The following is a 17,596-nucleotide window of genomic DNA, read 5'->3' on the forward strand; positions in this document are numbered from 1 at the left end:
TCCGCATGGAATTCTCGCAAGGCGCCCAAGGGCGCGATCAGGCGCTCGTCGAACTGTTCACGGCGACCTTCACCGCCGCCGAGGGAGCGTCGGAAGGCACGCTGATCGGCGATCTGGTGGGTAACCTGCTGTCTCGCACACCCGCGCCGGATCGGCATGTCTTCACCGCCGAGTCCGATGGTGCGGTCATCGGCGCGGCGATCTTCTCGAGGCTGACCTACGACCAGGATGACCGGCGCGTGCGGGTGCTCGGCCCGGTGGCGGTGGCGACCGAGTGGCAAGGCCAGGGGGTCGGACGGCAGCTGCTGACCCATGCCCTGCAGGCGCTGCGTGAGGCAGGCATCGACATCGTCGTGACCTATGGTGACCCGACCTACTACTCGCGTGTCGGCTTTGCGCCGGTCACCACGACCATCATCCCGGCGCCGTTCGCGCTGCAATACCCCGAGGGCTGGCTCGCACAACCGCTCACCGAGGCCGAGATGACGCCGCTGAGGGGCAGGGCCCGCTGTGTCGAGGCGTTCAACGACCCGGCCTTCTGGTGACAGACGCGCCGGGCGAGTCGTGGGCCCCTGTCGCGGTGACGATGCGCTCGCGTCAGGTGCCGCAGAAGGTCCGCAGCACCCTCTCGTCGTCCTGCGGCGGGCGGGTGTAGTCGACCTCGCCGGTCGGCGCCTCGAAGGGCCGGGTGATCGCCGCCAGCAGCGCCTCGAAGGGGCCGAAGTCGTCGTTCTCGGCCGCCGCGATGGCCTCCGCCACGCGATGGTTGCGCGGGATCACCGCCGGATTCACGCCGCGCAGGCGCCGCGCCAGCTCGGCGGCATCGGCGTCCTCGCGGGACAGCCGCTCGCGCCAGCGTGACAGCCACGCCTCAGGCGCCTCACGGTCGCCGAACAGCTCGGCCGCCAGGCGCGCCTCGCCCTCGGGGCCTTCCAGGGCATCGGCCAGGTGGCGGAAGCTCAGGGTGAAGTCGGCGCGGGCGGCCTGCATCGCCGCGAGCCAGTCCTCGACCAGGGCGGCGTCGCCCTCCTCCTCCGTCACGAGGCCCAGCTTGGCCCGCATCACCCGCATCCGGCTGGCCTCGAAGCGATCCTCGAAGGCCTTCAGCACCGCGGTGGCGCGCTCGATGGCCCGCTCGCGATCCTCGTCGATCAGCGCCAGCAGCGTCTCGGCGAAGCGCGCCAGGTTCCACTGGGCGATCGGTGGCTGGTTGACGAAGGCGTAGCGGCCGCGCTCGTCGATGGAGCTGAACACGGTGCGCGGGTCGTAGGCGTCCATGAAGGCGCAGGGACCATAGTCGATGGTCTCGCCGGAGATCGCCGCGTTGTCGGTGTTCATCACCCCATGGATGAAGCCGACTCCCATCCAGCGGGCGACCAGCTCGGCCTGGCGCTCCACCGTCGCCTCGAGCAGGCCCAGATAGCGCTCGCCCTCGTCCCGGTCGGCGAGATGGGGATAGTGGCGCTCGATCGCCTCGTCGGCCAGCAGCCGCACGGCCTCCTGATCGTCGCGGGCGGCGAAGTACTGGAAGGTGCCCACCCGCAGGTGGCTGGCGGCGACGCGGGTCAGCACCGCGCCGGGCTCCGGCACGTGACGATAGACCGTCTCGCCAGTGGTCACCGCGGCCAGCGCCCGGGTGGTCGGCACGCCCAGGGCATGCATGGCCTCGCTGACCAGATACTCGCGCAGCACCGGGCCCAGCGGCGCGCGGCCGTCGCCGCCGCGGGAGAACGGCGTGCGGCCGCTGCCCTTGAGCTGGAGGTCGCGCACCCGGCCGGCGCGGTCGGTCACCTCGCCCAGCAGCACCGCCCGGCCGTCGCCGAGCTGGGGCACGAAATTGCCGAACTGGTGGCCGGCGTAGGCCAGCGCCACCGGCTCGGCGCCCTCGGGCAGGGCGTTGCCGGACAACAGCTCGGCGGCCCGTTCGGGGTCGAAGGCGTCCAGATCGAAGCCCAGCGACTCGGCCAGCGGCCGGTTGAAGGCCACCAGCTCGGGGCGCTCGACGGGCGCCGGCCGGGCGGGCGCCCGCAGCCGGTCGGGGAAGCGCGCATAGCGCAGCGTGAAGGGGGGAAACATGGCGCCTCCTGAATGCGAATTGCCCCCAGCCTACAGCGACCGGGGGGCTGCACCCAAGGCGTATCGGCGCGATTCAGAACGGCGCTGAACGTGGAACATGCCGGGGACGGGGCGAAGAGGGGTCCTGCGCCAGGGAAGGCGTCGGTAGCGCCCGGGGAGGGTTTCATGGCGCCCCTCGCAGCCCCGTCGACGGCGAGCACATCGGTTCCCGTTTACAGAGAATCGACGAAGGTGGCGTGATCCCGGGCCACGCAGTCGGCGTAACCGAAGGCCAGCGTCGAGATCATGTCCACGAAGTGCTCCTGGCCGCCCTCGACCCGGCCGGTCACCGCCCGGGCGAAGGCGCCGGGATCGTCGGGGGTCAGCGCCTGGGCGCCGCGCAGGTGCTCGCGGGCCAGGATCCGGCCCCACTGCTTGGCCAGCTTGCGATAGGGCTTGTCGCCGTCGATCTTGTGGGTCGGGAAGTCCTCCTTGAACGGCGAGCGCTCGCGCACCGAGAACACCGTGTCGCCCAGGTGCAGCCAGCCCAGGTAGATGTCCGGGTGCTCGGCGATGGCGGTGAAGGCGGCGGCGTGGCGGGCGCCCTCGTGGGCGAAGGCCCGGCGCCAGTCGCGCTTCTCGGCGGCGTTCATCATCCGCCAGCCCTCGGGCGCGGTCTGCTGCTTCACGTCGAGGATCACGTCGTCGTGAACGTGGTCGCGCCCGCCCTCGATCAGCACGTAGTAGCGCTCGAGCCCCAGCGAGCCGGTGCCGGCGTCGAGGCGCCGTGCCATGTCCTTGACCCGGAAGTGATCCTCCTCGGCCTCGGCGCGGGCGCCGCGCAGCGTCTCGCGGTACTCCTCCTCCACGGCCTTGCGCAGCTGGCTGGCCAGGTGGGCCGGCAGCCGGGCCAGCTTCTCCGGGCGCTCGTCGACGGCGAAGCGCCGGCCGTCGTCGCCGAGCACGGTCCACTTGTCGAGCATCTTGGCCCGGCTCTCCTTGCGCGCCACCTTCTCCAGGAAGGGCTCCAGCGGCCCCTTGGCGGTGTCCAGGGTCACCGCCCCCGGCACCTCGCCCTCGGCGTGGTCGTCGAGCTCGTCCAGGTAGGCCTCGATGAGCGTCTCGAGCGACTTGTCGATGCCCTTGCGCGAGAGCCCGGCGTTCTCCCGCGCGTCCAGCACCAGGCTGATCGCCAGCCGCCAGAGGTCGTACTGGTAGTCGCCGACCATGGCGTCGTCGAAGTCGTCCATGCCGTAGCGCACGGCATCGTCGTGGTGGCCGTAGGCGCCGAAGTTGTAGACGTGGGCATCGCCCTGCAGCCAGGTCTGGGTCTCCGGCAGGCCGCCGTAGAGGGCGAAGCGCCAGTCGTGCCAGACGTCGCCCCAGTACAGGTGGTTGGTGCCGCGGAAGAAGCGATACGGCGATTCCGCCAGCTTGGCGTACTTGGCCTCGCGGTCCTCATCGGCAAGCGAGGCGTTGGCGGCGGCGATGGCATCGAGCACCTGGCGAGGGCGATTGTGGCGGGTCAGCGGTGGCGTCATGGAGCTTCCTTTTCCGACATGGGCGGTGCGACGAACGCCGGCGGGCGCAGCGTTCAGTCAAGCAAGCCCCGGCGTCGACGGCAAGGATTACAGATGATCGAGCACGTCGAAGTGATCGCAGCCGGCCAGGTCGGTCAGCTCGACCACGCCACCGGCGGCCTCGAGCGCGACCGCGAAGTCGCGGCCCTGGGAGCGAAACGCCGGCGGATCGCGCTCGGCGATCACCACCCGGCTCGGCGGCAGCCCGGCGAGCTCGCCGAAGCGCGGGCTCAGCGCCCGGGCCCGCGCCCGGTCGAGCCCCAGCGGCGCGTTGATGTAGGTATCCACCAGCGGCGTGAGGTCATAGACGCCGCTGACCAGCAGCAGCTCGTCGACCTCTCCCTTCGCCTCGGCGGCCACCCGACACGCCAGCTGGGCGCCGGCGCTGTGGCCGCCGAGGATCACCCGCCCGGCGCCGCCGCGTGCTTCCAGCGCCTCCCGCGCCATGGCGAGGCCGCGGGCGCACTGGGCGATCATGGCCTCGATCGCGGTCCCCGGCGCCAGCCCGTAGCCCAGCGAGGCGAAGGCCATGCCCCGGGCCAGATAGCGCTCGGCGAGGAAGTCGCTGGCGGTATGATCGAGCTCCTGCCAGTAGCCGCCGTGGATGAAGGCCATCAGCGGCCAGGGAGCCTCTCTCCCGGACATGCTCCCGGACACGCCCTCGGGAATGAACAGGTCCAGCCGCGCCTCGGCATCGTCGCCGTCGACCAGTTCGAGCGGCCGATGGCGGGCCGCCAGCGCGCGGCCGACGTGCGCCTGGCGCGCTAGCGTCGCCTCGACGTCGCGGGCGAAGCGACTCGGCGAATAGTCATGATCCCGCGCCGCCTGCGCGTCGCGACCGGCCATCAGGTCACCGCTCCGCGCACGTGGAAGCGAGGCTCGCGGTACTCGCCGCCCTCGACCACCTCGCGGAAGTGCCGCGCCGCCTGCCAGACGTCCTCGAAGCTCAGGTAGAGCGGCGCGAAGCCGAAGCGCATCAGCCCCGGCTCGCGGTAGTCGCCGATCACCCCGCGAGCGATCAGCGCCTGGACGATGGCGTAGCCGTTGTCGGCATCCACCAGCGACACCTGGCTGCCGCGCTCGCCCGCCGGCGGGGTGATGTCCTCGATGCCGTGCGCCTCGAACAGGTCGGCCAGGCCGTCGCGGAACAGCGTGCCCAGCGCCAGGCTCTTCTCCCGCAGCGCCGCCATGTCGACATCGCCCCACATCGAAAGCGACGCCTCCAGGGCGCTGTAGGCCAGCGCGGAGTGGGTGCCGGTGCGAAAGCGGGTGATGTCTCCGGCCGGGGCATAGTCGCCGTCGAAGGCGAAGGGCGCGGCATGGCCGTGCCAGCCCGAGAGCGGCTGCCAGCCGCCGTCCTGGTGGTCGCGGTGCACGTAGAGGAAGCCCGGCGCGCCGGGGCCGCCGTTGAGGTACTTGTAGGTGCAGCCCACCGCGTAGCGGGCGCCGCTGCCGGCGAGGTCCACCGGCAGCGCGCCGGCCGAGTGGGCCAGGTCCCAGATCACCTCGGCGCCGGCGTCGTGCACCCGGCGCGTGGTGGCCGCCATGTCGCGCAGCCGGCCGGTGCGATAGTTGACCTGGCTGAGCACCACCACGGCCACGCCGTCCAGGTGCTCGGCGAGCTCGGCGCCCTCGGGCAGCACGCGATGCTCGACGCCGCCGAGCCGGCAGAAGCCCTGGGCGATGTAGCCGTCGGTGGGGAAGTTGCCGCCCTCGCTGAGCACCGCGCCACGGTTGCCATCGCCGCGCCGCTCGAGGATATAGCCTAGCAGCTTGAACAGGTTGAGGGTGATGTTGTCGGTGACCACCACCTCACCGTCGTGGGCGCCGATCACCGGCGCCAACCGGTTGCCGAGGCGCTCAGGGGCGTCGAACCAGCCCTGGTTCCAGCCACCGATCAGCTCGTCGCGCCACTGATCCAGGGTCGCGGCGACGGCCTCCCGGGCGGCCGTCGGCTGGGCACCGAGGGAGTTGCCGTCGAGGTAGATCACCCCGTCGGGCAGGGCAAACAGGGGCTTGAAGCCCGCCAGGGGATCGTGGCGATCGAGCTCGCGAACGCGGTCCAGGCTGACGCTCATGTCGGGTCTCCGCAGGGACAGGGGAAAGGCCTGCGATCATTCTAGGCGAGGACGGGCGACGCCCGCCCGATCCTCGGCGCCCTCTCCGAGGCCGTCGCGGTTACCCCCTCCTCCCAGACGTTTCTTCTCAATTTTCGAGACACTGGCGTCCGTTGCCCGCCATCTGGGTGACGATTGGACATCTTGCCGTCGAGTCAGTAGGGTAATGGCGCCTCGGCCGGGAACATCGACACCGCGCCCGAGGTGGTCACCCTTCGTGACCGACTGGTCTCGCTTCACCGCAGACTGGATCACCCCGCTTTCGACTGTCCGTCGTCGACGTCATCGATAGAGAAGGAATCCATGTCGCCCCACTACAGTGAACAGGGCCGCTGCATGCCGCGCCGCCCGCCCCCAGCCTCTCCCTTCCCCGGGTAACGCCACGCGGCGCCGCCTCGAGCGGCCCGAGCGTCATTCCATCGTCGCCTCATCGGCTCACGCCCCGATGGCGTCATCGCGTGCGCGATCAACACGACCCACCCGACCATCGCGTCCGGCCGGCACCCCTGCGTGGCCGTTTCGTGACGCGCCCCTTCCACTCACCGAGGGATTGCTTTTGAACAGCGCATCGCTTCATCAATTCTCGACCCCGACCATCCTCCTGTTGATGCTCGCCTTCTACGGCGGCACCTACCTGCTCACGCTCGGCATCCGCAAGAAGAAGGAAGACGCCGACGCCTTCATGGTCTCCAACCACCGCATCGGCTTCGGCATCGGCGCGGCCAGCATGACCGCCACCTGGATCTGGGCCGCCTCCTTCTACGCCGCCGCCACCTCCGGCTACACCTACGGCGTCTCCGGCCCCATCCACTACGGGCTCTGGGGCGCGCTGATGATCCTCTTCATTTACCCGTTCGGCCGGCGCTTTCGCAAGCTCGCCCCCAATGCCCACACCCTGGGCGAGCTGATCCACGCCCGCCACGGCAGCTCCAGCCAGCTGATCCTGGCGCTCTCCAACGTGCTGGGCAGCGTGATCAGCCTGATGGTCAACTTCACCGCCGCCGGCGCCCTGGTCTCGGTGCTCTCGCCGCTCTCCTTCCAGGCCGGGGTCATCATCGCCGGCGTCGGCGTGCTGCTCTACACCCTGTGGTCCGGCTTCCGCGCCTCGGTGCTGACCGACTTCGCCCAGCTGGTGGCCCTGATGGCCATCGCCGTGGTGATCATCCCCGCGGTGTTCTTCGCCATGGGCGGCCCGAGCGAGCTGGTCGCCGGCCTCGACAACCTGACCGCTGAGCAGGCCGACTTCTTCTCGATGGACGCCATCCTCAACCAGGGCGCGCCCTTCTTCGTCGCCGTGCTGGCCTACGCCATCGGCAACCAGACCATCTCCCAGCGCCTGTTCGCGGTGAACGAGGAGCACATCAAGCCGACCTTCCTCACCGCCACCGTCGGCTATGGCGCCATCGTCATCGGCCTCGGCATGATCGGCCTGATGGCCCTGACGCTGGGCATCGAGCCGCTCAATGGCGACATGAATAACCTGATCCCGCAGATGGTGTCGAGCTACCTGCCGCCGGTGTTCATCGCGCTGTTCTTCATCCTTGTGATCGGCTCGCTCTCCTCCACCGCCGACTCCGACCTCTCGGCGCTGTCGGCGATCATGATGGCCGACGTCTACGGCAAGAACCTGGCCCGCGGCAAGGCCGACCCCCAGCGCATGCTGCTGGTGGGCCGCCTGACCATGATCATCGCCACCGCGGCGGGCATCGTCTTCGCCAGCTTCTCGCTGGATATCCTGGTGATGCTGGTGTTCGTCGGCGCGCTGTGGGGCGCCATCGTCTTCCCGGTGATCGCCAGCTGCTTCTGGGACCGCATCACCAACGCGGCCTTCACCACCTCGGTGCTGGTGGCCATGGTGATGTTCTGCCTGGCGCGCTTCGAGTGGCTGCCGCTGGCGGGCGCCACCGGCCTGCTCTTCGAACTGCTGGCGAGCATCGGCGGCGGCGTGATCATCGGCCTGATGGTGTTCGGCTTCCTGGGCCGCACGATGGGCTTCCTCGCCGGCATCCTGGCACTCGCGGCCATGCTGGTCTTCGCCACCGGCTTCCTGCGCGAATACACCGTGCTGCTGGCCTCGCTGACCGCCTACGGCACCAGCACCCTGGTGTGCGTGGTGATGAGCCTCGCGAGCCGTCAGGAGCGCTTCGACTTCGCCACCATCGGCGAACGGGTCGGCGACTATGACCATATCCAGGGCGCGCCCGCGGAGGCATCGCGCCGCCAGCCGACCCCGCCCAAGGACGCCACCCCCCTGGCCGGCCAGCGCTGAGCCGGGGCCCATCCACCACGGCGCCGGGTGCCGGCGCCGCCACGAGGAGAACCGCCATGAACTTGCTCTATGGCTTCTATGTGCTCGTATGGCCCGCCCTGACCCTGGGCGTGCTGGTACTGATCTGCCGCGCGGTGCTGCGCGACCGCCGCGACGCCAGGCGCGAGCAGCGCGAGCTCGTCTGACGCGGAGGTTGGCGATCCCCTGATCGCCGCCCTGCCAAGGACCCCGCCGGCCACTGCCGGCGGGGTCCTTTTCGTTCAATCCAACGACACGGGAGGCTAGACTGAGCCGCCCGCCGGAGGCCGAGGCCCTCGGCCAGCGCTCGATGGAAGGCCACCGGGCGCGGCTGCGCTAACGGTCGACGCGCACTCGACGCACAATCAGGCAAAGACGCCGCGTGACCTGCACGAAGCGTCCGGCTTGACGTCCGTTTCCGGCGAGTCTCGCCGCGCCGGCGCGTTACACTACGATCAGGAACCGAGACCGAGGAACGCCGCCATGCTGGATGCCGCTCAGTGCCGTCAGGCGCGCCTGGCCCGGGATGCGCGCTTCGACGGCCGCTTCGTGGTCGGCGTGACCAGCACCGGCATCTACTGCCGACCGATCTGCCCGGCCATCCCGTCGAAAGACACCCGGGTGCGCTACTTCGATTCGCCCCTGGCCGCCGCCGAGGCCGGCTTCCGTCCCTGCCTGCGCTGCCGGCCGGACAGCGCCCCCGACTCCCCCGCCTGGCGCGGCACCCGCACCACGCTCGAGCGAGCGCTGCGGCTGATCGACGACGGCGCCCTGAGCGACGGCTCGCTGGGCGACCTGTGCCAGCGACTCGGCGTCGGCGAGCGTCACCTGAGGCGGCTGTTCCACGACGGACTCGGCGTCTCGCCCAAGGCCTACGCCCAGTATCGCCAGTGCCTGTTCGCCAAGCAGCTGCTGCACCAGACCACGCTGCCGATCACCGACATCGCCTACGCCAGCGGCTTTCGCAGCCTGCGACGCTTTAACGATGCCTTCATGACCCGCCTCGGCCTGGCACCGCGGGAACTGCGCCGAAGCGCCGCCGATAGCGCCAACGGCGGCCAGAACGGCGAGCCGCTGACGCTGTGGCTGGCCTATCGCCCGCCCTATGCCTGGCCGGCGCTGCGAGACTTCCACGCCGGCCGTGCCATTGCCGGCCTGGAGTGGGTCGGCGAGGCATATTACGGCCGGCATATCCGCTGGGGCGGCGCGCGCGGCTCGTTCACCGCCGAACACGTCCCGCAGCGCCACGCCTTCCGGGTCCGCCTCGTGCTCGACGACCTGCGCGCACTGTCGCCGGTGGTGCGGCGCATCCGCCGGGTGCTGGATCTGGACGCCGACACCACCACCATCGAGACCCATCTGGCCGGCGCCTTCCCCGGCCTTGCACTGGTCGAGGGGCTGCGGCTGCCCGGCATCTGGTCGCCCTTCGAGGCCGGCATCCGCGCCATCCTCGGCCAGCAGGTCTCCACCGACGCCGCCCGCGGCCTGGTCACGCGACTGGTGGAAGCGCGGGGCGAGCCGACCGAGCACGGCCATCACTTCCCTTTGCCCGAGGCCATCGCCGACAGCGAACTCGACGAACTGCGCATGCCCGGCGCCCGCAAGGCGACGCTCAGGCGCTTCGCGAGCTGGTACGCTGAAGGCGATGCCGACGACGATCCGCAGGCCTGGACGACGCTGAAAGGCATCGGGCCCTGGACGGCGAACTACGCGGCGCTGCGCGGCACCGGCGCCCCCGATATCTGGCTGGACGGCGATGCCGGCGTGCGCCGCGCCCTGCCCCGCCTGGCGGGCGCCGAGCCGGCCCGGGGAGCGCCCTGGCGCAGCTACCTGACCCTGCAGCTCTGGTCTTCCACCCCCTGAGGTTCATACAACAAGGAGCCAAGCCGATGACCGACGATGCCCTGGACTACTTCCGCCCGCCGGAGACCGAGGCCCTCGGCCTGATCCGCCTCGGCGCCTCCGACGCCGGGCTGACCGAGATCGCCTTCGTCATGGAAGAGGACGAGCCGGCACGGCCCAACGCCCACACCGAGCAGGCCCGCGCCCAGCTGGCCGAATACTTCGACGGCCTCCGCCAGGCCTTCGACCTGCCGCTGGCGCCGCAGGGCACCGACTTCCAGCGCCGGGTCTGGCAGGCGCTCTCGACCATTCCCTTCGGCGAGACCCGCTGCTACGCCGAGATCGCCGAGCAGCTCGGGTGCAAGGGCGGCCAGCGCGCGGTGGGCGCGGCCAACGGCCGTAATCCGCTGGCCATCGTGGTGCCCTGCCACCGGGTGATCGGCAGCGACGGCCGGCTCACCGGCTACGCCGGCGGCATCGGCCGCAAGCAGTGGCTGCTGGCGCACGAGGCCGGCGAGATTCCCTTTTCCTTGAACTGAGCCGCGCTGAACCGAGCACCCGGCACCGGGCTTCTCTGAACCAGGCGTCTCGGTACCGAGCCGGGCCCCGGATCGTTTCGCCGTCGCGATGCCCCGCCTCGTGCGGGCGTCGCGGCGGGCTTGCCCACGATTTTCTTCCATCCCGCCCGATCGCCCGCCACGAGCGCCTTCCGGCGTCTTTGCTGCATCGCAGCTGATGCCTTTGTCTAAGCCGCCCGGTTTGACAGTAGTATTTCACTTCGCCTATTGAAATATATATCAGCACCGCTGATAGACACTTCATACAAGAAAGCTTCGTACAACAGCCGCTCTCGCGCTGTTGCGGTAAAGAGAAGTCGCTCCCAACCCACGGCCCATAACAACAACGCCAATCTGGAGACGCCATGAAACGCTCAATGCTCCCCCTCGTCGCGGGCACCGCTCTCGCCGCCTCCCTCGCCGGCACCGCCGCCTCGGCCGACACCGTGCTGCGCGCCTCCCACCAGTTCCCCGGTGGCCAGGGCGACGTGCGCGACGAGATGGTCCAGCTGATGGCCGACAAGGTCGCCGAGGCCGACGTCGGCCTGGAGATCGAGGTCTATCCCGGCCAGTCGCTGTTCAAGGCCCGCGAGCAGTGGGCCGCGCTGTCCCGCGGACGCCTGGACATCACCGCCCTGCCGCTCGACTACGCCAGCGGCCGCCACCCGGAATTCTCCGCCACCCTGATGCCCGGCGTGGTGCGCAACCACGAGCACGCCCGCCGCCTCAACGACTCCGAGTTCATGGACATGATCAAGGACGTCATCCAGGAAGGCGGCGCCCGGGTGCTGGCCGATGCCTGGCTGGCCGGCGGCTTCGCCTCCAGCCAGCAGTGCATCACCTCGCCGGACACCGTCGAGGGCCAGACCTTCCGCGCCGCCGGCCCGGCCTTCGAGGAAATGCTGGCCGGCGCCGGCGCCTCGATCTCCTCCATGCCGTCGTCCGAGATCTACACCGCCCTGCAGACCGGGGTACTGGACGCCGCCAACACCTCCTCGATGTCCTTCGTCTCCTACCGCATCTACGAGCAGGTGAGCTGCATGACCGCGCCGGGCGAGCACGCCCTGTGGTTCATGTACGAGCCGATCCTGATCTCCGAGCGCAGCTGGCAGGGCCTCAGCGAGGAACAACAGCAGGCGCTGACCGCCGCCGGCCAGGCCGCCGAGGACTTCTTCGCCGAGGAGGCCGCCGGGCTCGACCAGAAGATGGTCGACGCCTACGAGGAGAACGGCGTCGAGGTGGTGACCATGAGCCAGGAGGACTACGACGCCTGGCTGGAGATCGCCAAGCAGACCTCCTACCAGAACTTCGCCGAGAACGTCCCCAACGGACAGGCCCTGATCGACGCCGCCCTGGCCGTCGAGTAACCGGGTTTTCGCCTCACGACACCGGCCCCCGGGCCGGTGTCTCCGACTCCGGGAGGACGACATGGCCATGGCCAATACCTCACCCCTCGCCCGACGCCTGCCGCTGGTCGGCGGCTACATCCGCCTGATGGACGGCGTCTCCCGCGGCGCCGCCTACGTCGCCTGCGCGCTGTTCCTGGCCGGCGTCGGCGCCATCTGCCACATGGTCTTCGTGCGCTACGCGCTGGGCATGAGCACCAGCTGGCAGACCGAATTCACCATCTTCTCGGTCACCGGCGCCATGCTGATGGGCAGCGCCTACGTGCTGATGACCGGCGGCCACGTCGCCATCACCCTGCTGCCGGACCTGGTCGGTGGCCTGGGCCGCAGGCTCATGCTGCTGCTCGGCTCGCTGGTCGGCCTGGCCTTCTGCGCCGCGCTGGCCTACGGCAGCTGGGTCTATGTCGCCGAGGCCTATCACGGCCAGTGGACCACCGGCACGGTGTGGAACCCGCCGCTGTGGCCGGCCCTGCTGCCGGTGGCGCTCGGCGCCACCCTGCTGACGCTGCAGTACGTCGCCGAACTGCTGCGCGGCGAGGAGAACTGACATGGATCCGATCACGCTGGGCATCATCGTCGCCGTCGGCCTCATCGTACTGATGGCCATCGGCACCCCCATCGCCTTCGCCCTGGGCGGCGTCTCGCTGATGGCGCTGCTCTACGACCGCGGCATGCCGGAGCTGACCTACTTCGGCGAGACCTTCTTCGAGCGCATCGCCGAGTTCGGCTTCGTCGCCATCCCGATGTTCATCCTGATGGGCGCCGCCGTAGCCTCCTCGCCCACCGGCCGCGACCTCTACCGCTCGCTGGACCTGTGGATGGGCCGCCTGCCGGCCGGGCTCGCGGTCTCCAACATCGGCGCCTGCTCGATCTTCGCCGCCCTCTCCGGCTCGTCGCCGGCCACCTGCGCGGCGATCGGCAAGATGGGCATCCCCGAGATGCGCACCCGCGGCTATCCCGACGGCGTGGCCGCCGGCTGCATCGCCGCCGGCGGCACCCTGGGCATCCTCATCCCGCCCTCGGTGACCATGATCATCTACGGCATCGCCAGCGAGACCTCCATCGGCCGCCTGTTCATCGCCGGGGTGGTGCCGGGCTTCATGCTCGCCGGGCTGTTCATGGTGTGGACGATCATCGCCTGCAAGCTGGCCGGGGGCTATCAGAACCCCGCGGCCGAGGCCGCCGGCCGGCTCAAGGAGACGGTCAAGGCCAACGTCGACTCCAACCTCAAGGCGGTGGTGCGGGTGCTGCCCTTCCTCGCCGTGGTGGCGGGCATCCTGTTCGCGCTCTACGGCGGCGTGGCCACGCCCTCCGAGGCGGCCGGCGTCGGCGCCTTCCTGTGCCTGGCGCTGGCGATCTTGATCTACCGCATGTGGCAGGCCGGGCCGATCAAGCTGATCATGCGCGACTCGCTGCGCGAGAGCGTGATGATCATGCTGGTCATCGCCTGCGCCGAGGTGTTCGCCTACGCCCTGTCGTCGCTGTTCATCACCCAGACCGTGGCCGGCGCCATCGCCGACCTGGAGGTCAACCGCTGGGTGCTGATGGGCGTCATCAACGTCTTCCTGCTGGTGGCCGGCTTCTTCCTGCCGCCGGTGGCGGTGATCGTGATGACCGCGCCGATCCTGCTGCCGATCATCCTGGCCGCCGACTTCGACCCCTACTGGTTCGCGGTGGTGCTGACCATCAACCTGGAGATCGGCCTGATCACGCCGCCGGTGGGCCTGAACCTGTTCATCATCAAGGGCATCGCGCCGGATATCTCGCTGCGCAGCATCCTGACCGGCAGCCTGCCCTACGCCCTGTGCATGGTGCTGGCGATCGTGCTGCTGTGCCTGTTCCCGGGCATCGCCCTGTGGCTCCCCGACCTGATCATGGGCTGAAGGAGACGCCGCCATGAACATGACCTTCCTCCAGGAACTGCTCAACAACATCACCCAGCGCGACGCCCTGCGCTGGCGGCGTTCGGACGGCGACGACGCCCCCAACCCGGACGCGCTGGTCGAGGCCTGTCGCGCCCTGCTCGAGAGCGACGGCGAGGCCTCGAGCATCACCCTGGCCAGCCGCGCCCTGGCCATGTACGCACGGCTCGACGCCGACCAGCGCAGGCACTTCTTCATGCGCCTGGCCGAGGAGTTCGCCGCCGACCCCGAGCGCATCGACGAAAGCTACGCCGCCTATCGCGAGACCCGCGACAACGCCTCGCTGGAGGCGCTGTTCGAGGCCTGCGAGCCGAAGCGCCAGGAGCTGTTCCGGCGCCTCAACCTGGCCCCCGAGGGCACCTACCAGCTGGTGCGCATGCGCGAGCAGCTGCTGGCCCTGCGCCGCGAGCATCCCGAGCTCACGGCCATCGACGCCGACTTCGCCCACCTGTTCGGCTCCTGGTTCAACCGCGGCTTCCTGATGCTCAAGCGCATCGACTGGAACACCCCGGCCTCGATCCTGGAGAAGATCATCCGCTACGAGGCGGTGCACGAGATCCAGGACTGGAACGACCTGCGCCGCCGGCTCGACGCCCGCGACCGGCGCTGCTTCGCCTTCTTCCATCCGGCCACCGGCGACGAGCCGCTGATCTTCGTCGAGGTGGCGCTGTGCAAGGGGCTGCCGGAGCGCATCCAGCCGATCCTGGCCGGGGATCACGACGACAAGGGCCACGTGGAGGAGCCCGAGGACGCCGACAGCGCCGCCTTCTTCGGCATCAGCAACTGCCAGACGGGGCTGCGCGGCATCTCGTTCGGCAACTTCCTGATCAAGCAGGTGGTGCAGGAGCTCAAGCAGGAGCTGCCGCAGCTCAAGCACTTCGTCACGCTCTCGCCGGTGCCGGGCTTCGCCCAGTGGCTGGCCGAGCGCCAGGACGACACCACCCTGCCGGAATCCACCCGCGAGGCGCTGGCCGAGCTCCAGGCGCCCGGCTGGCACGAAGACGCCGAGCGGGCCGAGGCGCTCAAGGCCATCGTGCGCCCGCTGGCCGCCCGCTACCTGGCCGAGGAGAAGAACCCCAGGGGCCTGCCGCTCAACCCGGTGGCCCGCTTCCACCTGGGCAACGGCGCCGAGCTGCATCGCATCAACTGGCTCGGCGACACCTCGGCCAAGGGCCTCGAGCAGGCCGCCGGGCTGATGGTCAACTACCTCTACGTGCTCAACGACATCGAGCGCAATCACGAGAACTACACCGCCAACGCCACCGTGGCGCGTTCCGGCGAGGTCAAGGACCTCGTGCGCAAGGCCCGCAAGGCGCAAGGCAAGGGAGACACCGCCAGATGACCGATAACAACAACCTGTTCAAGACCTTCGCCGCCCGCATGCAGGCCCGCGGCGACGCCGACTTCATCACCACCCGCGACGGCCGCCGCTACTCCCACGCCGATGCCCTGGTCGAGAGCGCCAGGCTGGCCGGCGCCCTGGTCACGCTCGGCGTCTCGCCCGGCGACCGGGTCGCGGTGCAGGTCGACAAGAGCCCCGAGGCGATCCTGCTCTACCTGGCCACGCTGCGCGCCGGGGCGGTCTACCTGCCGCTCAACACCGGCTACACCGGCGACGAGATCCGCTACTTCCTGAGCGACGCCGAGCCGGCGCTGTTCGTGTGCCGCCCGGCGGTGCTCGAGGAAGCCCGCGCGCTGGCCGACGAGACCGGCTGCCCGGCGGTCGAGACCCTCGGCACCGCCGCCGACGGCTCGCTGATGGAGCGCGCCGCGGCCGCCACGCCCTTCGACGACGCCGTGCCCCGCGGCGACGACGACCTGGCGGCGATCCTCTACACCTCGGGCACCACCGGGCGCTCCAAGGGCGCGATGCTCACCCACCGCAACCTCGGCTCCAACGCCGCGGCGCTGGTCGAGGCCTGGCGCTTCACCCCCGAGGACCGGCTGATCCACGCGCTGCCGATCTTCCACACCCACGGCCTGTTCGTGGCCTGCAACGTCACCCTGATGGCCGGCTCCAGCCTGCTGTTCCTGCCGAAGTTCGACGCCGACGTGATCTTCGAGGAGCTGCCCCGCGGCACGGTGATGATGGGCGTGCCGACCTTCTACACCCGGCTGGTGGCCGACGATCGCCTCACCCCCGAGGTCACCGCCAACATGCGCCTGTTCGTCTCCGGCTCGGCGCCGCTGACCGCCGAGACCCACGAGCTGTTCGCCGAGAAGACCGGCCACGCCATCCTCGAGCGCTACGGCATGACCGAGACCAACATGAACCTCTCCAACCCCTACGACGGCGACCGCCGCGCCGGCACCGTGGGCATGCCGCTGCCCGGGGTGGAGATCCGCATCGTCGACCGCGACGGCGGCAAGGAGGTCGCCGACGGCGAGATCGGCATCCTCCAGGTGCGCGGCCCCAACGTCTTCGTCGGCTACTGGCGCAAGCCCGAAAAAACGAAGGAGGAGCTGCTCGAGGACGGCTTCTTCATCACCGGCGACCTGGTCACCCGCGACGAGCGCGGCTACGTGCAGATCGTCGGCCGCGACAAGGACCTGGTGATCTCCGGCGGCTACAACGTCTATCCCAAGGAGGTGGAGCAGGTCATCGACGAGATGGACGAGGTGCTGGAATCCGCCGTGATCGGCCTGCCCCACCCGGACTTCGGCGAGGGCGTCACCGCGACGGTGGTGTGCCGGCCCGGCGCCCGGCTCGACGAGGCCCGGGTGATCGCCCACCTGCAGGGCCGGCTGGCCAAGTACAAGCAGCCCAAGCGGGTGTTCTTCATCGACGCCCTGCCGCGCAACACCATGGGCAAGGTGCAGAAGAACGAGCTGCGCCAGCGCTTCGACGCCACCTATCGCTAGGCCTGCGAGGCGGGCGACACACCGCCGCCACGCACACGACGGCACCGCCACGGCGGTGCCGTCGTCGTTGGGGAGTCTGACAGCGCCTACAGCGGCAGATGCAGGATGGCGCCGCGCAGGGCCGAGGCATCGGCCCACAGCTTGCCGAGGGTCAGCGGCAGCGAGAAGCGCCGCCGGCCGGCGCCGCCGGGATTGAACAGCAGCCGGCCGTCGCGCCACTCGTTGCGCGCCTTGTGGGAGTGGCCGTGGAGCACGGCGTCGCTGGGCGTCTCGGGCGCGAGATCGGCGATGTCGTGCACCAGATGCAGGCGCCAGCCGTTGACCATGAGGTCGCGATGCCAGGGCAGCCGCTCGGCCCAGTCCGCGGTGTCGACGTTGCCGCGCACGGCGAGCACCGGCGCCAGCTCGCCCAGCCGCGCGAGGATCGCCGCATCGCGGTCGCGGCTGCCCACGTCGCCGAGATGCAGGATCAGCCCGCAGCCCTCGAGCAGCGTCAGCGCCTCGTCGCGCAGCGTGCCGTGGGTGTCGGCGATCACGCCGATCGGGGCGTCGAGCTCGAAGCGCTCGTGATCCATGGAGAGCCTCCCTTCAGGTCGTTTCCAGCGCGGCATACCAGTCTGCATAGGGCGTGTTCTCGACCTTGCACCGGGTATAGTCCGGCGCGCCGTCCTGCCACCACACCGGCCCGCGCTCGCCCAGCGCCCGCTTGGCCTCGTCGACCCGAGCGCGAGCCTCGCGCTCGGCCTGCGGATCGTGGGCACGCTTCGCCTGGGCCACGCCGCGCCGGGCCCGCATCAGTTGCCGCACCCACGCCTCACGCTGCGCCTCGGGCAGCTCGGGATTCGTGCAGCGCCACAGGCGGCCGCGGACCACGATATAGCGGCCGTCCGGCGTGGTCAGCGGCGTCGATGAGCTCATGGTGAAGGTGCCTCCCTGCCAGGTGAGCGTTCGAGGTGTGCCAGGCAAGG

The 17,596-nt window shown here is 70.2% G+C and carries 16 protein-coding genes; 10 read left to right on the forward strand and 6 right to left on the reverse strand.

The window, feature by feature from the left end; translation table 11 throughout:
* The first annotated feature begins 5 nt into the window (after positions 1 to 5).
* Positions 6 to 545: a GNAT family N-acetyltransferase gene (locus UYS_RS0212345; protein WP_016855828.1), complete on the forward strand. Its 540-nt coding sequence runs from the start codon at positions 6 to 8 to the stop codon at positions 543 to 545.
* A 52-nt stretch (positions 546 to 597) separates the two neighbouring features.
* Here the strand turns inward: UYS_RS0212345 and UYS_RS0212350 are convergent, their stop codons facing one another.
* From UYS_RS0212350 to kynU, 4 genes are all read right to left on the reverse strand, one after another.
* Positions 598 to 2,076, reverse strand: coding sequence for a protein adenylyltransferase SelO (locus UYS_RS0212350; RefSeq protein WP_016855829.1), 1,479 nt, complete (start codon positions 2,074 to 2,076; stop codon positions 598 to 600).
* A gap of 212 nt (positions 2,077 to 2,288) precedes the next feature.
* Positions 2,289 to 3,596 (reverse strand): DUF2252 domain-containing protein, encoded by a 1,308-nt coding sequence (locus tag UYS_RS0212355; RefSeq protein ID WP_016855830.1) that lies wholly within the window; start codon positions 3,594 to 3,596, stop codon positions 2,289 to 2,291.
* A gap of 87 nt (positions 3,597 to 3,683) precedes the next feature.
* Positions 3,684 to 4,481 (reverse strand): alpha/beta hydrolase, encoded by a 798-nt coding sequence (locus UYS_RS0212360; protein WP_016855831.1) that lies wholly within the window; start codon positions 4,479 to 4,481, stop codon positions 3,684 to 3,686.
* Positions 4,481 to 5,713 carry a kynureninase gene (gene kynU, locus UYS_RS0212365; protein ID WP_016855832.1) on the reverse strand — a complete coding sequence of 411 codons (1,233 nt, stop codon included), beginning with the start codon at positions 5,711 to 5,713 and terminating at the stop codon, positions 4,481 to 4,483. Before kynU ends, UYS_RS0212360 begins: the two co-directional genes overlap by 1 nt.
* A 595-nt stretch (positions 5,714 to 6,308) precedes the next feature.
* On the opposite strand from kynU, the gene UYS_RS0212370 reads away from it, so the two are divergent.
* From UYS_RS0212370 to UYS_RS0212410, 9 genes are all read left to right on the forward strand, one after another.
* Positions 6,309 to 8,021, forward strand: coding sequence for a sodium:solute symporter family protein (locus UYS_RS0212370; protein ID WP_016855833.1), 1,713 nt, complete (start codon positions 6,309 to 6,311; stop codon positions 8,019 to 8,021).
* A 56-nt stretch (positions 8,022 to 8,077) separates the two neighbouring features.
* On the forward strand, positions 8,078 to 8,206 hold the full coding sequence (locus UYS_RS18885) for a putative transporter small subunit (RefSeq protein WP_016855834.1): 129 nt from the start codon (positions 8,078 to 8,080) through the stop codon (positions 8,204 to 8,206).
* 316 nt (positions 8,207 to 8,522) lie between these two features.
* On the forward strand, positions 8,523 to 9,902 hold the full coding sequence (locus UYS_RS0212380) for an AlkA N-terminal domain-containing protein (RefSeq protein WP_016855835.1): 1,380 nt from the start codon (positions 8,523 to 8,525) through the stop codon (positions 9,900 to 9,902).
* Positions 9,903 to 9,928: 26 nt separating this feature from the next.
* Entirely contained in the window at positions 9,929 to 10,420 is a 492-nt protein-coding gene (locus UYS_RS0212385) for a methylated-DNA--[protein]-cysteine S-methyltransferase (protein WP_016855836.1), read from the forward strand.
* 383 nt (positions 10,421 to 10,803) lie between these two features.
* The gene (dctP, locus tag UYS_RS0212390) at positions 10,804 to 11,805 is read left to right on the forward strand and encodes a TRAP transporter substrate-binding protein DctP (protein WP_026068536.1); all 1,002 of its coding nucleotides are present in this window, start codon (positions 10,804 to 10,806) and stop codon (positions 11,803 to 11,805) included.
* 61 nt (positions 11,806 to 11,866) lie between these two features.
* Positions 11,867 to 12,391 (forward strand): TRAP transporter small permease subunit, encoded by a 525-nt coding sequence (locus tag UYS_RS0212395; protein WP_016855838.1) that lies wholly within the window; start codon positions 11,867 to 11,869, stop codon positions 12,389 to 12,391.
* Between the two features lies 1 nt (position 12,392).
* Positions 12,393 to 13,727 carry a TRAP transporter large permease gene (locus tag UYS_RS0212400; protein WP_016855839.1) on the forward strand — a complete coding sequence of 445 codons (1,335 nt, stop codon included), beginning with the start codon at positions 12,393 to 12,395 and terminating at the stop codon, positions 13,725 to 13,727.
* Positions 13,728 to 13,740: 13 nt separating this feature from the next.
* Positions 13,741 to 15,108 carry a malonyl-CoA decarboxylase gene (locus UYS_RS0212405; protein ID WP_016855840.1) on the forward strand — a complete coding sequence of 456 codons (1,368 nt, stop codon included), beginning with the start codon at positions 13,741 to 13,743 and terminating at the stop codon, positions 15,106 to 15,108.
* Positions 15,105 to 16,628 carry a malonate--CoA ligase gene (locus UYS_RS0212410; protein WP_016855841.1) on the forward strand — a complete coding sequence of 508 codons (1,524 nt, stop codon included), beginning with the start codon at positions 15,105 to 15,107 and terminating at the stop codon, positions 16,626 to 16,628. Before UYS_RS0212405 ends, UYS_RS0212410 begins: the two co-directional genes overlap by 4 nt.
* 86 nt (positions 16,629 to 16,714) lie before the next feature.
* On the opposite strand, the gene UYS_RS0212415 is transcribed toward UYS_RS0212410, so the two are convergent.
* Together UYS_RS0212415 and UYS_RS0212420 are read right to left on the reverse strand one after the other, a co-directional pair.
* Positions 16,715 to 17,203, reverse strand: coding sequence for a metallophosphoesterase family protein (locus UYS_RS0212415; RefSeq protein WP_016855842.1), 489 nt, complete (start codon positions 17,201 to 17,203; stop codon positions 16,715 to 16,717).
* 13 nt (positions 17,204 to 17,216) lie between these two features.
* The gene (locus tag UYS_RS0212420; protein ID WP_016855843.1) at positions 17,217 to 17,546 is read right to left on the reverse strand and encodes a hypothetical protein; all 330 of its coding nucleotides are present in this window, start codon (positions 17,544 to 17,546) and stop codon (positions 17,217 to 17,219) included.
* Positions 17,547 to 17,596: the final 50 nt, after the last annotated feature.

Origin of the sequence: Halomonas smyrnensis AAD6 (genome assembly GCF_000265245.1) — a bacterium.
GTDB lineage: Bacteria > Pseudomonadota > Gammaproteobacteria > Pseudomonadales > Halomonadaceae > Halomonas > Halomonas smyrnensis.

Coding starts and splice junctions, on each gene's coding strand:
- UYS_RS0212345 (WP_016855828.1), top strand. CDS start 6: ATGGAATTCTCGCAAGGCGCCCAAGGGCGCGATCAGGCGCTCGTCGAA.
- UYS_RS0212350 (WP_016855829.1), bottom strand. CDS start 2,076: ATGTTTCCCCCCTTCACGCTGCGCTATGCGCGCTTCCCCGACCGGCTG.
- UYS_RS0212355 (WP_016855830.1), bottom strand. CDS start 3,596: ATGACGCCACCGCTGACCCGCCACAATCGCCCTCGCCAGGTGCTCGAT.
- UYS_RS0212360 (WP_016855831.1), bottom strand. CDS start 4,481: ATGGCCGGTCGCGACGCGCAGGCGGCGCGGGATCATGACTATTCGCCG.
- kynU (WP_016855832.1), bottom strand. CDS start 5,713: ATGAGCGTCAGCCTGGACCGCGTTCGCGAGCTCGATCGCCACGATCCC.
- UYS_RS18885 (WP_016855834.1), top strand. CDS start 8,078: ATGAACTTGCTCTATGGCTTCTATGTGCTCGTATGGCCCGCCCTGACC.
- UYS_RS0212380 (WP_016855835.1), top strand. CDS start 8,523: ATGCTGGATGCCGCTCAGTGCCGTCAGGCGCGCCTGGCCCGGGATGCG.
- UYS_RS0212385 (WP_016855836.1), top strand. CDS start 9,929: ATGACCGACGATGCCCTGGACTACTTCCGCCCGCCGGAGACCGAGGCC.
- dctP (WP_026068536.1), top strand. CDS start 10,804: ATGAAACGCTCAATGCTCCCCCTCGTCGCGGGCACCGCTCTCGCCGCC.
- UYS_RS0212395 (WP_016855838.1), top strand. CDS start 11,867: ATGGCCATGGCCAATACCTCACCCCTCGCCCGACGCCTGCCGCTGGTC.
- UYS_RS0212400 (WP_016855839.1), top strand. CDS start 12,393: ATGGATCCGATCACGCTGGGCATCATCGTCGCCGTCGGCCTCATCGTA.
- UYS_RS0212405 (WP_016855840.1), top strand. CDS start 13,741: ATGAACATGACCTTCCTCCAGGAACTGCTCAACAACATCACCCAGCGC.
- UYS_RS0212410 (WP_016855841.1), top strand. CDS start 15,105: ATGACCGATAACAACAACCTGTTCAAGACCTTCGCCGCCCGCATGCAG.
- UYS_RS0212415 (WP_016855842.1), bottom strand. CDS start 17,203: ATGGATCACGAGCGCTTCGAGCTCGACGCCCCGATCGGCGTGATCGCC.
- UYS_RS0212420 (WP_016855843.1), bottom strand. CDS start 17,546: ATGAGCTCATCGACGCCGCTGACCACGCCGGACGGCCGCTATATCGTG.